The organism is Marinomonas rhizomae (genome assembly GCF_003315485.1).
GTDB classification, from domain to species: domain Bacteria; phylum Pseudomonadota; class Gammaproteobacteria; order Pseudomonadales; family Marinomonadaceae; genus Marinomonas; species Marinomonas rhizomae.
Window position 1 is genome coordinate 162,537 of record NZ_QNSE01000010.1, and the last position, 13,784, is coordinate 176,320.

Genomic DNA, 13,784 nt, shown 5'->3' on the forward strand with positions numbered 1-13,784 from the left:
TATTTTGTAGAGCTAAGATAGGAAAAGCGCATCATTATGTCTAATATATATTAATCACATGCTTAATATGAAAAAGATATCATGCGCTTTAGAAAACTGAATTATTTTATTACCGTAGCAGAAGAACTGCATTTTGGACGCGCTGCCGCTCGCTTGCATATTGCCCAGCCGCCACTATCACAACAAATCAAATCCATTGAAGATGAGCTTGGCGCTGTACTGTTTGAGCGCAGCAGCCAAAAAGTTTCACTGACCCCAGCAGGAGAAGCATTGCTGCCTCAAGCGAGAGCTCTTTTGCAAAACTGGGAGAAGATACAAGAACAAGTTCGCAGCATTGCCAACGGCACCGCAGGCAACCTGTCTCTTGGTTTTGTTTGGGCGGCTGGCACGCCACATTTTTCCAAAGGCATTGCTCAGTTCAAACAAGACAATCATGACGTGACGCTCAATCTAGAAGAAATGACCACAACCCATGCATTAGATGCACTAAGAACCGAAAAAATTGATTTGGCAATGATCTTTCTCAACCCCTTAATGGACATCACCGACCTAGAAAACCAAGGCTACGAAACCCAAAGACACCTACTCGCCTTGCCTGAGAACCACCCACTCGCGCAAAAAGAAAGCGTGCCTTTAAGTGACTTACACCAGCGGCCGTTTATCTCGTTTGTTAGACAAGCTCATCCATCTTTGTACGACCAAATCATGCATCACCTGCATGCTGCTGGCGTCGAGCCTGATATTGTGCAAATTGCTCGGTTGACGCAGACCACTCGAACTCTAGTCGCCGCGGGTGTGGGCATCGCACTTGTTCCAGAATCCACACAATTCGATCAGCGGGAAGGACTCACCTATCGTCCAATTGATGGCGAGCTACCAGAACTGGATATCCACTTTATCTGGCGTAAAAACAGCCTAACGCCCTTAATGGAAAGATTAATCACTCACCTTCAAGCACAAGTGCCAAGCTAATCTAGCTCAACATATTTGCGAAAAATCTCCCCAGAAAAAGCTTTCAAAAACTACAGATAAAAAAAAGCCAGTGCGAGCACTGGCCTAACGGAAAATCACCGTTCAGTAGAATATTTACTATTTCACTAGCGCGGTCATCGTGGATTAATTCTGCGCCATGTAAGCATCATTAATAGAAGCTTCGCATGACTTAACCGCACTTTCTGTGGTTTCGACCCATTTAGCGCCATATTCGTTAACAAACCAAGCACGAACTGGTTTCGCCGCTTCTTGGAACTGAGCTTTTTCTTCTGCAGTCGGGGCATAAACTGTACCGCCAGATGCTTTAAACTCGTTATATGCTTCTATCTGACGACGTTTCGGCATGACGGTTGTCACTTCACGTAACGCATCGAAGCCATCCATCATAATGTGCTGAAGGTCTTCAGGCATATCCTTCAAAGAATCGTTATTCATCCACCACATGGACGCCATGTAACCATGACCATCTAGGGTCATGTATTTAATATGTTCATTAAACTTCATCCCCATAATATCGGTAATGCCGTTTTTAGTGCCTTCCACCAAGCCAGTTGCTAATGAAGTGTACACTTCTGGCCAAGGCACTGCCGTTGGGCTACCGCCCATCGCTTTCACAAGCTGCATTTGAATTGGCGAGTTGATCGTACGGATCTTCAAACCTTCCACGTCAGCAGGTGTTTTAATCAATTTGTCTGTTGTTGCAAAATTACGCCAACCGCCCGTATTACCAATGGTCATTAAGCGCATAGTGCCGGTTCGATCTAGCAACTCTTTACGAATTGGCCCGACCAACATTTCATTATTCAAGGCACATTCAGCAACACGATCTGTTGGGAATATATAAGGAATATCAAGCGCTTGGATCTCTGGGAATACATTAGACAAACCGCCCGTCGTGGTATTAAACACCTGAATCAAGTTAGCTTGCAGCGCTTCAATACACTCTGTTGGATTACCACATAGCTGACCACCAGAATAAATATTAACGTGAATACGACCGTTAGATTGCGCTTCAACATAATCTTTCAACACCACAGCGCCATCATAATCTTCATCGCTGGTATTCGAAAGATGCACAATATTGAAGTCATAATCCGCCGCAAGCGCAGGAATAGCGGCAAGAGACAAACTCGCCGCCATTAATGTTGGAACAAAAGCTGCAGTGGTCTTTTTTAGTAAATCGGTTTTTTTCATTTCGAAGGCTCCGTTTTTATTCTTGGATCACGTATTTTTATTCTTAAGTCATGTAAATGGTCAAACAAGCCAACAGAACATTTATTAGCGGATCGTCATGCGATTATTGATAGTAAATGAGCGCTTATCTTGTTATAACTTGTTTTATATCTTATATAAGACACAAAGTACAAGAAAAGAACAGATTTTTTTATTACGTCTGGTATTCTAAATTGATTCGATACACAGCAGGGCCAACCATGACAGTCAGTACACCGAAGCCATCACCAACCTTCAAACCTCTGTATAAACAGGTTCAAGAGTTAATTACGGAAAGAATTATCGAAGGTTCTTGGAAGCCCGGTGAAATTTTACCCAGTGAATTTCAACTGGCGGATCTACTTGGTGTCAGTCAAGGAACAGTTCGAAAAGCACTCAACGCACTAACCGAAGATAACGTATTATTTCGTCGCCAAGGTGTTGGCACCTTTGTGTCCGAGCACACTTTGCAAAAAATGATGTTCCACTTCTTTCATTTTAAAAGTGATAACGGTGATACTCCCGAGCTGCCTTACGCCCAATTACTCGAAACACAATTAATCACACCCGATGAAAGCTTACGCGCGGTATTTGATCTCGCGTCAGATGAAAAAGTTATTGAAATTCATCGTGTGCGTTCAATTAACAATTCAGCGTCTATTCGTGAGTTAATCTACCTGCCCCATCGTTACTTTGCGGATTTAGATAAAGAAGAAAAATTGCCACATTCACTTTATCACTACTACCAACAACACTTTAATATCACGATCCACAAAGCAACAGATCGCTTAAAAGCAGTCCTAGCTGACGAACAGGATCAAGAGGTTTTAAACGTAGCGGCAGGACAACCTCTCCTAGAAGTTGGCCGTACCGCTAGGGCGCTAGATGGACGCACCGTGGAATACCGAATCAGCCGAGCTAACAGCCAAGACCTGCACTATCTTGTCGAACTGAATTAATCAGCTGAAAAATCAAACGCAAAAAGAGCGCCTGACAACAAAGCCAGCACGCTCTTTCTTTATGGTTTTTCTCTTCAATAAGACCTAGGCATTACGATCATAAACCCTGCCACATCAAGCTAACACCCGACAATAACAACAAACTAAACGCCACAAAGCGCATCGCTCGACCTGAAATAGGCAATGGGTACTTTCGAGCCACTATGGTCGCAATGACCACCACGGGAAAGCCAAGCGCACATAATAACCAAGTCTCGATATCAATGACTTGAGTGATGCCAACCGATCCCACCCGTAACGCAGCAGTACAGCAGAATATCCCTAATAAGGTTGCTCGTATTCTGGCCTGGTCATCTGGTTGTCGATACATCATGAAGGTAATAGGCGGACCAAAAGTGGCAAACATGCCACCCATAACACCACCAATGACACCACTGACAGCAAAGGCACCAGCTGAGGATTCTTTTCTAACTCTATGAGCCTGTAGCATCATCACTAAACTACTAACCACAATGCACAAACCCAGACTAAATTTCAGCCAACCCAGTGCATTTTCACCAAGATAACCTAGCAGCCATACACCAAGAAAAATAGCAGGGAGACAAGGTAGAGTGAATCCCCAAAAAGCACGCAGATTTATCTTGCGCCAACCACCACCATAAAGCCCTATACCCGCATTAATAAGACTTAACACACTCACCGCAAACGCTGTTACTTCAATGGGCGCTAAACCTAATGCAGACACGCTGCTCACGACAATCAATCCAAAAGCGAAACCTGTCGTCGCCTGAATGTAACTGCCGAGCGCAAAAAACAATAATAAAAGCAGGCTCGAACTATCCATAAGCATAAAAGCCTCCCTCGTTTGTTTCGTCCTTAACTATGCCAAAAAACCGTGGTTTACCATCCATCAGGAGGCAAAACCGAGTAAGCGAGGCAAGGTCATCGTCAATGCTGGAATATAGGTAATCAACAAAATAACCATGATATGCACCGCCAAATAGGGCAGCATTTCTCGGCTAATCGTCTCGACTCGCTCACCACTCACGCTGGAAGCAACAAACAGCACCAAGCCCATGGGTGGAGTCGTCAAACCTATGGTTAAGTTGACACACATCACGATGGCAAAATGCAAAGGATCAATACCAAATTGCGTCACGATCGGCCCAAGAATAGGACCCAAAATAAGAATCGCAGGGCCAGCATCTAAGAACATACCGACAAACAAAAGCAGCAGGTTAATGATCAGCAATAACAACAATGGGTTTTCAGTAAGAGAAACCATGATCGCAGCGACTTTTTGTGGCGCACCAGACAAACTAATTACCGAAGAAAAAGCCACCGCACTGCCCACAAGGAACAAGATCACTGCAGACGACTTCGCCGTAGCGTAAAACAAGCTTGGCAAGTTACTCACCGTCATAGTTTTCGACAACAAGCTGACAACCAAGGCATACGCCGCCGCAACCGCTGCCGCTTCTGTCGGTGTAAACACACCAGACAAAATACCGCCAAGCAAAATAACCGGCGTCAACAACGGCCAAAAAGCTTGCTTAACCGCCGTACCACGCTCTGACCAAGACGCCTTTTCTGATGCCACTTTATAGCCGCGACGACGTGCCAAAAACCACGTCATTGCCATCAGGCTAACACCAACCAAAAAGCCCGGCACAAGACCTGCTGCAAACAGACCACCAACTGATACGTTCATCACAAACGCATACAAAATCATGATGCCACTTGGCGGAATAATCGGCCCAATCACCGACGACGCCGCAGTAACAGCGGCGGCAAAGCGACGCGAGTAGCCATTCTTTTCCATCGCTGGAATAAGCATTTTCCCTAGCGCTGAACAATCCGCCACAGCCGAACCACTAAGGCCTGCAAACAACATAGAAGACAAAATATTAATTTGCGCTAAACCGCCACGTAGATGCCCGATAAAAGCTTGGCTTACCTGTACAAGCGACAAGGTTATGCCACTGCGGTTCATTACCTCACCTGCCAACATAAAAAACGGAATCGCCATCAAAGGAAAGCTATCAATACCGTTGTACAAACGCTGTGTCAGCAAGAGATAGAACATCTCCTTACCTTCGAGAAATAGACTCAAACCCGGCGCAAACAACAAAGCAAACGCAACAGGCATCCCCAAAAACATAACAGAAAGCAAAATCCAGAAAAATGAAATGCCCATGGGTTATCCCTCGCTCTCGCTATCAGACAACACAAAATTGTCGTCATTAGATTCATTAAAAAGGCGCGCAATACCAATTAAGAAAAGTTCGATATACACCAGCATCATGACGCCAAAGCCAATCGGCATCGCCATGTATGACCAAGCTTTGGTAATAGGCAGCGCCGTGGCTAACATGCGCGTCCCTTTTAAGGCGAAATCTAGGCTTTTATTAAACGCGTAATACAAGACAATCCCGACCAATACATACAACACTAGCTCCAGCAGCAAGCTCAAGCGTCTTGGTAATGACCCCAAAATAATATCGAGCGCCGCGTGTTGCTTAGTACGAGAGACCACAGGCAGCGTCAGAAACGTCATCCAAACCATCAGGTAACGCGCCAACTCTTCAGACCAAGGCAATGAATCGTTGAGCACATAACGACAAAATACCTGAACTAAAATCGAGGCGGTCATCACAGCAACCGCAGTGATTGCTAAGTATTTGAAAACAAAAACAAAGGCAGAGTTTATCTGCCCTAGCAAAGTTATTATTCTTGTTAATAAAAGCATAGAGACACCTTTACGAGTTCTTCATTTGCGCCAAATGCGCCTTACACTGACCCAGCATATTGGCCAGATCATTAGCAATCGACACAAAACTAAAGCCAACTTCTAACGCCCATTTTGCATCGTCAGGCGTAGGCATAACCGTCCCGACAGGAATCCCCGCTTGATTACAGGCCGTCACACAAGCCACGATTTTAGCGCGCACATCAGGATGATTAACTTGACCAGGCAAGCCCATGGTCATCGACAAATCACCAGGGCCGATAAACACTGCGCTTACGCCATCAAGCTGGCCGATTTCTACCGCAAGCTCTAACGCTTCAACGGTTTCCAATTGAGGGATCAGACAGACTTGCTCATTGGCTGCTGCTGGGTAATCCTCACGGGTTGTATAACGCGCTGCACGATGCATTTTGGCAAAACCACGTTTGCCTAATGGCGGATACATACTGGCCTGAACAATGGCTTTCGCTTCTTCGACCGATTCAACAAATGGGAAGTACAAAGTCATGCCGCCTTGATCCAATACTTGCTTAATCGCAATCGGATCGTGGCTTGGCATACGAACAACCGCTGCGGTTGGCGTTTGCTCAACCGCACGTAAAATCGGCGTAGTATCATGAATACTGGCTGGGCTGTGTTCTAAATCCACCACCAAATAGTCATAATTCAAAAACGCCATGGCTTCAGCAACCGTTGGGCTACCAGACAAAGTCCAGCCACCAATTAACTTTTGACCATCCAGTAAACGCTGTTTAAATGGGTTAATCGTCTTGCTCATTTAGAATATCTCCGGTTCATCGATGACAGCGTCACCTTGTAAAAAGTCAAAGTCGCACCCTTCGTTTGCTTGGGTGACATGGGTTGAAAACATAGCGCCATAACCACGGGCAAACTTAGGTGGCGGTGGTGCCCAAGCCGCTTTCCGAGCCGCCATTTCATCGTCACTAATCTCTAAATTAAGCGTGCGCTTTTCTACGTCCAACGCGATCCAGTCGCCGGTTTGAACAAAGGCCAACGGTCCGCCAACATAAGATTCAGGTGCAACGTGTAAAATACAGGTGCCATAATGCGTACCGCTCATGCGTGCATCCGAAATACGCACCATGTCACGCACGCCTTTCTGCAAAAGCTTTTTCGGAATCGGTAAACCGCCCCATTCAGGCATCCCCGGACCACCAATTGGCCCGGCATTTTTCAGCACTAAAACGGTGTTTTCATCCACATCAAGATCAGGATCATCGATCTGTGCGTTCATTTGCGCGTGGTTTTCAAACACCAAGGCTTTACCGCGATGGTTTAATAAATGTGGGGAAGCTGCAGACGGTTTGCATACCGCGCCATCAGGACAGAGGTTTCCAGTAATCACACCAATCGTGCCGCGGTCATTTACCGGATTAGCTAGAGAGCGAATCACGTCGTCATTGTAAATTTCAACGCCATCCAAGTTCTCACCCAAGGTACGGCCGTTCACGTTACCTTGATCAAGATGGAGAAAATCTTTTAGACGCGTTAATAAAGCAGGCAGGCCACCCGCGTAAAACAGGTCTTCCATTAGGTATTCGCCAGCCGGCATTAGATTGGCAATAACAGGCACTTTCCGCGCCCATTCATCAAACAAAGACATAGGTAAGTCGATACCAGCTCGTCCCGCCATGGCGATCAAATGAATAATGCCGTTCGTTGATCCGCCCAGCGCCACATAAGTGACAATGGCGTTTTCAAAGGCTTCTTTGGTAGCGAGGGATTTAGGTGTTAGGTCTTCAAACACCATTTTGGTAATGCGTTCACCCGCAAGGGAACATAGACGTTGATGAGCAGAATCGGCCGCCGGAATGGTTGCCGAACCCGGCAAACAAAAGCCCAACACTTCGGCCATAGAGGTTAATGAAGACGCAGTGCCCATGGTGTTACAAGTACCCACTGAACGCGTCATTTTGGCTTCTAGTTCGAGCCAATCTTCATCACTTAAATTACCCGCACGTTTTTCATCCCAATATTTTCGGGTATGAGTACCCGTACCTATTTTTTCACCTTTGAAATTACCGTTTAGACTCGCGCCTGCAGGAATATAAATAGCAGGAATGTTCATACTGATGGCGCCCATTAATAGGCCCGGTGTGGTTTTGTCACAACCGCCCATTAAAATCGCGCCATCAATCGGATGACTGCGCAGCAGCTCTTCCGTTTCCATCGCAAGGAAGTTTCGGTACATCATGGTAGTTGGCTTTACCATCACTTCACCAAGTGACATGGCAGGCATTTCTAATGGATAACCGCCGGCGCGAATAATGCCTTCTTTCACAAACTGGGCACGTTCTCTAAGATGAGTATGACAAGTACTGATGTCACTCCACGTATTTATAATGCCAATAACGGGACGATTCATGAAATCGCTGCGCTTATAACCAGTCTGTTGCGTTCGTTGACGATGCGCAAACGCTCGCATGTTATCAGGAGCAAACCAACGCTGACTGCGTAGGTCTTCGATACGTTTTGCCATGATGTAGTCCTGTTCTTTCAGTGTTTATTTTTATCGTTTGAGCGCTTAACCAAGAATGATTGTTTACGGCTTCTTCAAACTTATGATATAACTCTTATATAAGACATAAGAGAAGTCAAGAACTATCCTATTACCCATTAAAAATAGTGAATCAAAATAGCAGCGAAAAACAGCGACTTGAAACAGACACAATCCGTAACAATCTAAAAATAAGACACATTCATTAAAAAGAGGTACCGCAATGCTTGAACTAAAGAACAAAGCACTCCTACAAACAAAATGTTTAATCAATGGAGAGTGGATCGAATCTTCAGAAGGCAACACGCTAGATGTATTCAACCCAGCGACTGGTGAATTAGTAACAACCATTGCGAGCGTTGGTCCTGCCGAAACACAGCAAGCCATCGCGGCGGCCGAAGCGGCGCAAAAAATCTGGAAAAAGAAAACCGCCAAAGAGCGTGCTGCATTATTACGCCGCTGGCATGACCTACTAATGGAAAACCAAGAAGACTTAGCGAAGCTAATGACCGCTGAGCAAGGCAAGCCATTAGCAGAATCACGTGGCGAAATCGGCTACGCTGCTTCTTTTATTGAGTGGTTTGCAGAAGAAGGCAAGCGTATCTATGGCGACATGATCCCCACTTACGCGCCAGATCGTCGCATTCTTGTAATGAAAGAGCCGGTTGGCGTATGTGCTGCTATTACGCCTTGGAACTTCCCTGCCGCCATGATCACTCGTAAAGCAGGCCCAGCGCTTGCAGCGGGTTGTACCATGATCATCAAGCCTGCGTCCGAAACGCCGTTAAGCGCATTGGCCATGGGCGTACTAGCGATCGAAGCAGGTATTCCAGCAGGCGTGATTAATATCGTTGTAGGCAAAGCGAGCCAAATCGCCAAAACCCTAACCGACTCTTCTGTTGTACGTAAATTGACATTTACAGGCTCTACACCAATCGGCAAATTGCTGATGAAAGACTGTGCTGACACCATGAAGAAAGTCTCTCTTGAGCTTGGTGGTAATGCGCCTTTCGTTGTCTTTGATGATGCAAACATCGATGACGCTGTGGCAGGTGCCATGATGTCCAAATACCGTAATGCCGGCCAAACCTGTGTTTGTGCAAACCGCATTTATGTTCAAGAAGGCGTGTACGATGCCTTTGTTGAAAAATTCGCTGCGCAAGTAGCTGCCATGAAAATCGGCCATGGTACTGAAAGTGGCGTAGAGCAAGGGCCGCTGATTAACCGTGCCGCGGTCGATAAAGTGGATGAGCATGTACAAGATGCTATAAGTAAAGGTGGCAAGGTTATCACTGGTGGCAAACACCATGAATTGGGCGACAACTTCTATCACCCAACCGTTATCGCCAATGCAACACAAGACATGCTGTTTGCCAAAGAAGAAACCTTTGGTCCTTTGGCACCCGTCTTCAAATTTGAAACTGAAGATGACGTCATCGCCATGGCGAACGACACAGAATACGGCCTAGCGTCTTATTTTTACTCTCGTGATATTGGTCGTATTTTCCGTGTAGCAGAAGCGTTAGAAACAGGCTTAGTCGGTGTGAACGCTGGCGTCATCGCTACAGAAGTCGCGCCATTTGGTGGTTACAAAGAGTCCGGTCTTGGCCGTGAAGGCTCTAAATACGGCATTGATGACTATATAAACACCAAATACGTGTGTGTTGCCGGTCTAGATAAATAACAGATAAATAGCAGATAAATCAAAACTTGTAGGGTGTGTTCATTTAGATATGAGCACACCCAATTTTTGTCGATCGGAGAATAATACATGCCGACATTAACTAACCAATACCCTTCCTTAAAAGACAAAGTCGTGTTTATAACGGGCGGTGGCTCAGGGATTGGGGAATATCTTGTTCATCACTTTATGGGACAAGGCGCACGCGTTGCTTATATTGATATTGATGACGCTAGCTCTACCGCGTTAAACCAAAAACTGAGCGACGAATTCAACGTTGAACCTTGGTTTAGAAAAGTCGACGTGCGCGACATTGCCGCCTTGCAATCGGCCATTGATGACGCAGCACAAGAGCTTGGTAGCTTAGACGTATTGATCAATAACGCGGGCAAAGATGACCGCCATAAAATCGAAGACGTCACGCCAGAATATTGGGACAACTGCCTAAACATCAACATGCGTCCGCATTTCTTTGGTATGCAAGCGGCTGCTAAATGGATGAAAGAAGGTGCAAGCATTATCAACATGGGATCGATCAGTTGGATGCGTGGCCGTGCTGGTATGGTTGGCTACACCACATCAAAAGGGGCAATTCACACAATGACACGAACCATGGCGCGAGAACTTGGTCCACGCGGTATTAGAGTCAATTCCATTGTGCCGGGAGCGGTGGTAACAGAACGTCAAAAAGCACTTTGGTTAACCCCTGAATTGGATCAAGAATTTATTGATGTGCAATCCCTTAAATTCCGCATTGAACCAGACGACATTGTCGCCATGGCGCTGTTTCTTGCCTCCCAAGATAGCCGCGCTTGCGCTGGTCAAAACTTTGTTGTTGATGCCGGAATTGTATAGAAAATAGAATACTTTCACTAAAAAAGCGGTTCAGAAATCAGCCTGAGCCGCTCTTTTTCTCCTTATTTCTTTTACTCTCTTCACTTTGCATTTATCCAATCTAATCACCTTAGATATTGCTTAGATTCTGTAAATTACTGGTATCTACCTTGTTTTCTCACTCTAAACGCTTTTAATTCCTTCTATTGCCCATAAGAATACTAAAACGATTAAACACCGAGGTCACAGAACCATGAAAGACTCTTTAGACATTCAATTCATTTCCGATGTAATGTGCCCATGGTGCGTTGTCGGTCTTGGTAATCTCAATAAAGCACTGGATCAACTGAGCGACAAAGTTGATACCACACTGACCTTCCAACCATTTGAACTGAATCCGAACATGTCTGCAGAAGGCCAAGACTTAAGCGAGCACATCACAGAAAAATACGGCATCAATAAAGAACAATCAGACCAAAACAGAGACATGATCAAGACTCGTGGCAAAGAAGTCGACTTCGATTTTAATTTCACTGCTGAAAGCCGTATACGAAACTCATTTGATGCCCACCGGCTATTACACTGGGCTCAGTTAGAAGGCAAACAAGCTGAGCTAAAAGATGCGCTATTTAAAGCTCACTTCACACACAATCAAGATATAAGCGACCACCAAATTCTAGCCAATCTTGCGGCTAGCGTTAATCTTGACCCTGCCGCAGCCAAAGGCATTTTAGAGAACAATCATTTTGCCGATGAAGTCCGACAGCAAGAACAAATCTGGCAACAGAATGGCATCACCTCAGTTCCGACTGTCATTATTAACAACGCCTACGCCATTTCTGGTGGACAACCAGCAGAAGTATTCAAAAGCGCGATAGAGGAAGTTCTAGAGAAAATTAAAGCAGAACAAACAAACGCTTGATAAAAAGCCCCATGTTGTTTTCCAATAAATGGATAAACCGCATGGGGCTTTTCAGGTTATCCCTATGTCTTTTCTACCAAAACGCTAAATTTACCCAAACATAGTATTAGGAAGATAAAGTACAATCTGCGGGAAGATAATCAACAAAGCCACCGCCAAGATCATCATCAGCCAGAAAGGCAGAACTCCTCTAAAGATGTCACCTAACTCCACGTTTGGTGCGACCGATTTTACGATGAAGACATTAATGCCAACAGGAGGAGAAATTAAGCCCATTTCAAGAGTCAGAACCGTCAGCACTCCAAACCAAATCGGATCTATCCCAAGTGATACAATGATAGGGAAGAAAATCGGCAAGGTCAGAACCAGCATAGCGAAGCCTTCAAGAAAGCAGCCCAGCACAAGATAGATTGCAAGGATTAGAATAAGCGTTCCCGTTACGCCCAACCCCAATCCAGACAACAGCTCACCTACCGCCGAAGGAATATGACTAAGCGCCATAAATGGGTTAATCAAATGAGCCGCAATCAAGATAAGCATCACAGTAGCCGTTGTGACAACCGCATCCCGAGACGCATGCCAAAGCGTTTTTAGTGACAATGTACGAGTTACAAAACCAACCAAAACCACCACACCAGCACCTACGGCAGCCGCTTCAACTGGTGAGAACAACCCGCCGTAAATTCCGCCTATCGTCAGCAATATCACCAAGACAATCGGGCCAGCACCTATTAACGCTTTCACTTTTTTACGTAAGCTGGTTGCCGGTCCAGCTGGACCATATTCAGGACGGAACCAACAAATGACGGTGATCACTAAAATGAACAACATCAACAGCATGATGCCGGGCAAAACACCCGCCAAGAACAAGCGACCAATACTTTGCTCAGTCAAGATGGCATAGATAACAAAACCAGTCGAAGGAGGAATTAATATACCAAGCGTACCACCAGCCGCAACGACACCTGTCGACAGCCTTTTGTTGTATTTAAAACGGTCCATTTGACCCAAAGCTACCTTACCCATGGTCAATGCTGATGCAACTGACGAACCAGATAGCGCCGCAAAACCACCGCAACCAATCACCGTGGCCGAAGCCAATCCGCCACGTAGCTGTCCGATAATAGCATACGCCGCATCATAGAGTTTTCGGCTCATTCCAGTTATGGAGGCAACATTCCCCATCAGAATGAACAGTGGGATAACAACCAATTCAGGCGATGAGGCTAAAGTGAAGGTTTCTGATGCTAGTAAACTTAATGCGGATCGGCTGCTATCAAGTATTGTAATACCCACAAATCCCACGAAAAACATAGCAAAAGCCACGGGAATACGCAGCACCAGCAGACCGAACATGATCAAGGCGCCAATAAAACCAATCAATGATGCACTCATGCTGCGTCTCCTTTGTCCGTGTCTACTTTACGAACGTCACGACCTGATAAGGCCAGCTCAATGGCACGTAATGTCATGCCAGCTGCGGTGATCAAAGCAAAGATAGAAAGCCCATTTTGGAACCATGCCTTAGGTATAAGTAGAAGGTTGGTCGAAAGGTTCAACATAGTTGAAATCTTAGCGCTTTCATTTACAGCATAAGCAATGCCCACAAAGATGACGGCACCAAGTAATGCGGAAAATATATCGATTAAGTGGTTAAGCATCACCGGATAGCTTCGTTCGAAAAGATCAACTGCGATATGACCACCCTGACGATCACACAGAGCCATTGCACCGAAGAGCAAAATAACCATTGTCATGGTAACTATGTCCTGCGACCCATAAAGCGGTGACCCTAACGCGCGGCCAATGACATCCGCAAGAATAATGATCACCTCAAAGATTAGACCTAAGGCGCCCAAGGCAGCGGACAGGGAAATAATCCCATCCGCCAGTTTACGAATGATAGCAAGCATGAA

At 45.6% G+C, this 13,784-nt stretch carries 13 protein-coding genes; 5 read left to right on the forward strand and 8 right to left on the reverse strand.

Features of this window, described 5'->3' with window-relative positions:
- Window positions 1-81: 81 nt before the first annotated feature.
- The gene (locus tag DFP80_RS14375) at window positions 82-972 is read left to right on the forward strand and encodes a LysR substrate-binding domain-containing protein (protein WP_113917497.1); all 891 of its coding nucleotides are present in this window, start codon (window positions 82-84) and stop codon (window positions 970-972) included.
- Window positions 973-1,116: 144 nt separating this feature from the next.
- Here DFP80_RS14375 and DFP80_RS14380 read toward each other — a convergent pair whose 3' ends face one another.
- Window positions 1,117-2,187: a TRAP transporter substrate-binding protein gene (locus tag DFP80_RS14380; protein WP_113917498.1), complete on the reverse strand. Its 1,071-nt coding sequence runs from the start codon at window positions 2,185-2,187 to the stop codon at window positions 1,117-1,119.
- A 239-nt stretch (window positions 2,188-2,426) separates the two neighbouring features.
- On the opposite strand from DFP80_RS14380, the gene DFP80_RS14385 reads away from it, so the two are divergent.
- The gene (locus DFP80_RS14385) at window positions 2,427-3,164 is read left to right on the forward strand and encodes a GntR family transcriptional regulator (RefSeq protein ID WP_113917499.1); all 738 of its coding nucleotides are present in this window, start codon (window positions 2,427-2,429) and stop codon (window positions 3,162-3,164) included.
- 97 nt (window positions 3,165-3,261) lie between these two features.
- Here DFP80_RS14385 and DFP80_RS14390 read toward each other — a convergent pair whose 3' ends face one another.
- The 5 genes from DFP80_RS14390 to araD all read right to left on the reverse strand — a co-directional run bounded on the left by DFP80_RS14390 (window position 3,262) and on the right by araD (window position 8,413).
- Entirely contained in the window at window positions 3,262-4,008 is a 747-nt protein-coding gene (locus tag DFP80_RS14390; protein ID WP_241560280.1) for a TSUP family transporter, read from the reverse strand.
- A gap of 66 nt (window positions 4,009-4,074) precedes the next feature.
- Complete coding sequence (locus tag DFP80_RS14395) at window positions 4,075-5,361, reverse strand: TRAP transporter large permease (protein ID WP_113917501.1); 1,287 nt, start codon at window positions 5,359-5,361, stop codon at window positions 4,075-4,077.
- A gap of 3 nt (window positions 5,362-5,364) precedes the next feature.
- Window positions 5,365-5,913, reverse strand: coding sequence for a TRAP transporter small permease (locus tag DFP80_RS14400; protein WP_113917502.1), 549 nt, complete (start codon window positions 5,911-5,913; stop codon window positions 5,365-5,367).
- Window positions 5,914-5,923: 10 nt separating this feature from the next.
- The gene (locus DFP80_RS14405; protein WP_113917503.1) at window positions 5,924-6,691 is read right to left on the reverse strand and encodes an HpcH/HpaI aldolase family protein; all 768 of its coding nucleotides are present in this window, start codon (window positions 6,689-6,691) and stop codon (window positions 5,924-5,926) included.
- Window positions 6,692-8,413: an L-arabinonate dehydratase gene (araD, locus tag DFP80_RS14410; protein WP_113917504.1), complete on the reverse strand. Its 1,722-nt coding sequence runs from the start codon at window positions 8,411-8,413 to the stop codon at window positions 6,692-6,694.
- Between the two features lie 241 nt (window positions 8,414-8,654).
- Here araD and DFP80_RS14415 point away from each other — a divergent pair, with 241 nt between their 5' ends.
- The 3 genes from DFP80_RS14415 (at window position 8,655) to DFP80_RS14425 (ending at window position 11,868) form a co-directional block, all read left to right on the forward strand.
- The gene (locus DFP80_RS14415) at window positions 8,655-10,115 is read left to right on the forward strand and encodes an NAD-dependent succinate-semialdehyde dehydrogenase (RefSeq protein WP_113917505.1); all 1,461 of its coding nucleotides are present in this window, start codon (window positions 8,655-8,657) and stop codon (window positions 10,113-10,115) included.
- Between the two features lie 87 nt (window positions 10,116-10,202).
- On the forward strand, window positions 10,203-10,967 hold the full coding sequence (locus DFP80_RS14420) for an SDR family NAD(P)-dependent oxidoreductase (RefSeq protein WP_113917506.1): 765 nt from the start codon (window positions 10,203-10,205) through the stop codon (window positions 10,965-10,967).
- A gap of 232 nt (window positions 10,968-11,199) precedes the next feature.
- Window positions 11,200-11,868 carry a DsbA family oxidoreductase gene (locus DFP80_RS14425; RefSeq protein WP_113917507.1) on the forward strand — a complete coding sequence of 223 codons (669 nt, stop codon included), beginning with the start codon at window positions 11,200-11,202 and terminating at the stop codon, window positions 11,866-11,868.
- Between the two features lie 90 nt (window positions 11,869-11,958).
- On the opposite strand, the gene DFP80_RS14430 is transcribed toward DFP80_RS14425, so the two are convergent.
- Together DFP80_RS14430 and DFP80_RS14435 are read right to left on the reverse strand one after the other, a co-directional pair.
- A complete protein-coding gene (locus tag DFP80_RS14430; RefSeq protein ID WP_113917508.1) occupies window positions 11,959-13,263 on the reverse strand; it encodes a TRAP transporter large permease in 1,305 nt (434 codons plus the stop codon).
- Window positions 13,260-13,781: a TRAP transporter small permease gene (locus DFP80_RS14435; protein WP_113917509.1), complete on the reverse strand. Its 522-nt coding sequence runs from the start codon at window positions 13,779-13,781 to the stop codon at window positions 13,260-13,262. Before DFP80_RS14435 ends, DFP80_RS14430 begins: the two co-directional genes overlap by 4 nt.
- Window positions 13,782-13,784: the final 3 nt, after the last annotated feature.

Bases quoted from the DNA above. Each gene is read 5' to 3' on its own strand.
- DFP80_RS14405 (WP_113917503.1), bottom strand. From the start codon at position 6,691: ATGAGCAAGACGATTAACCCATTTAAACAGCGTTTACTGGATGGTCAA.
- araD (WP_113917504.1), bottom strand. From the start codon at position 8,413: ATGGCAAAACGTATCGAAGACCTACGCAGTCAGCGTTGGTTTGCTCCT.
- DFP80_RS14385 (WP_113917499.1), top strand. From the start codon at position 2,427: ATGACAGTCAGTACACCGAAGCCATCACCAACCTTCAAACCTCTGTAT.
- DFP80_RS14420 (WP_113917506.1), top strand. From the start codon at position 10,203: ATGCCGACATTAACTAACCAATACCCTTCCTTAAAAGACAAAGTCGTG.
- DFP80_RS14380 (WP_113917498.1), bottom strand. From the start codon at position 2,187: ATGAAAAAAACCGATTTACTAAAAAAGACCACTGCAGCTTTTGTTCCA.
- DFP80_RS14425 (WP_113917507.1), top strand. From the start codon at position 11,200: ATGAAAGACTCTTTAGACATTCAATTCATTTCCGATGTAATGTGCCCA.
- DFP80_RS14435 (WP_113917509.1), bottom strand. From the start codon at position 13,781: ATGCTTGCTATCATTCGTAAACTGGCGGATGGGATTATTTCCCTGTCC.
- DFP80_RS14395 (WP_113917501.1), bottom strand. From the start codon at position 5,361: ATGGGCATTTCATTTTTCTGGATTTTGCTTTCTGTTATGTTTTTGGGG.
- DFP80_RS14400 (WP_113917502.1), bottom strand. From the start codon at position 5,913: ATGCTTTTATTAACAAGAATAATAACTTTGCTAGGGCAGATAAACTCT.
- DFP80_RS14375 (WP_113917497.1), top strand. From the start codon at position 82: ATGCGCTTTAGAAAACTGAATTATTTTATTACCGTAGCAGAAGAACTG.
- DFP80_RS14415 (WP_113917505.1), top strand. From the start codon at position 8,655: ATGCTTGAACTAAAGAACAAAGCACTCCTACAAACAAAATGTTTAATC.
- DFP80_RS14390 (WP_241560280.1), bottom strand. From the start codon at position 4,008: ATGGATAGTTCGAGCCTGCTTTTATTATTGTTTTTTGCGCTCGGCAGT.
- DFP80_RS14430 (WP_113917508.1), bottom strand. From the start codon at position 13,263: ATGAGTGCATCATTGATTGGTTTTATTGGCGCCTTGATCATGTTCGGT.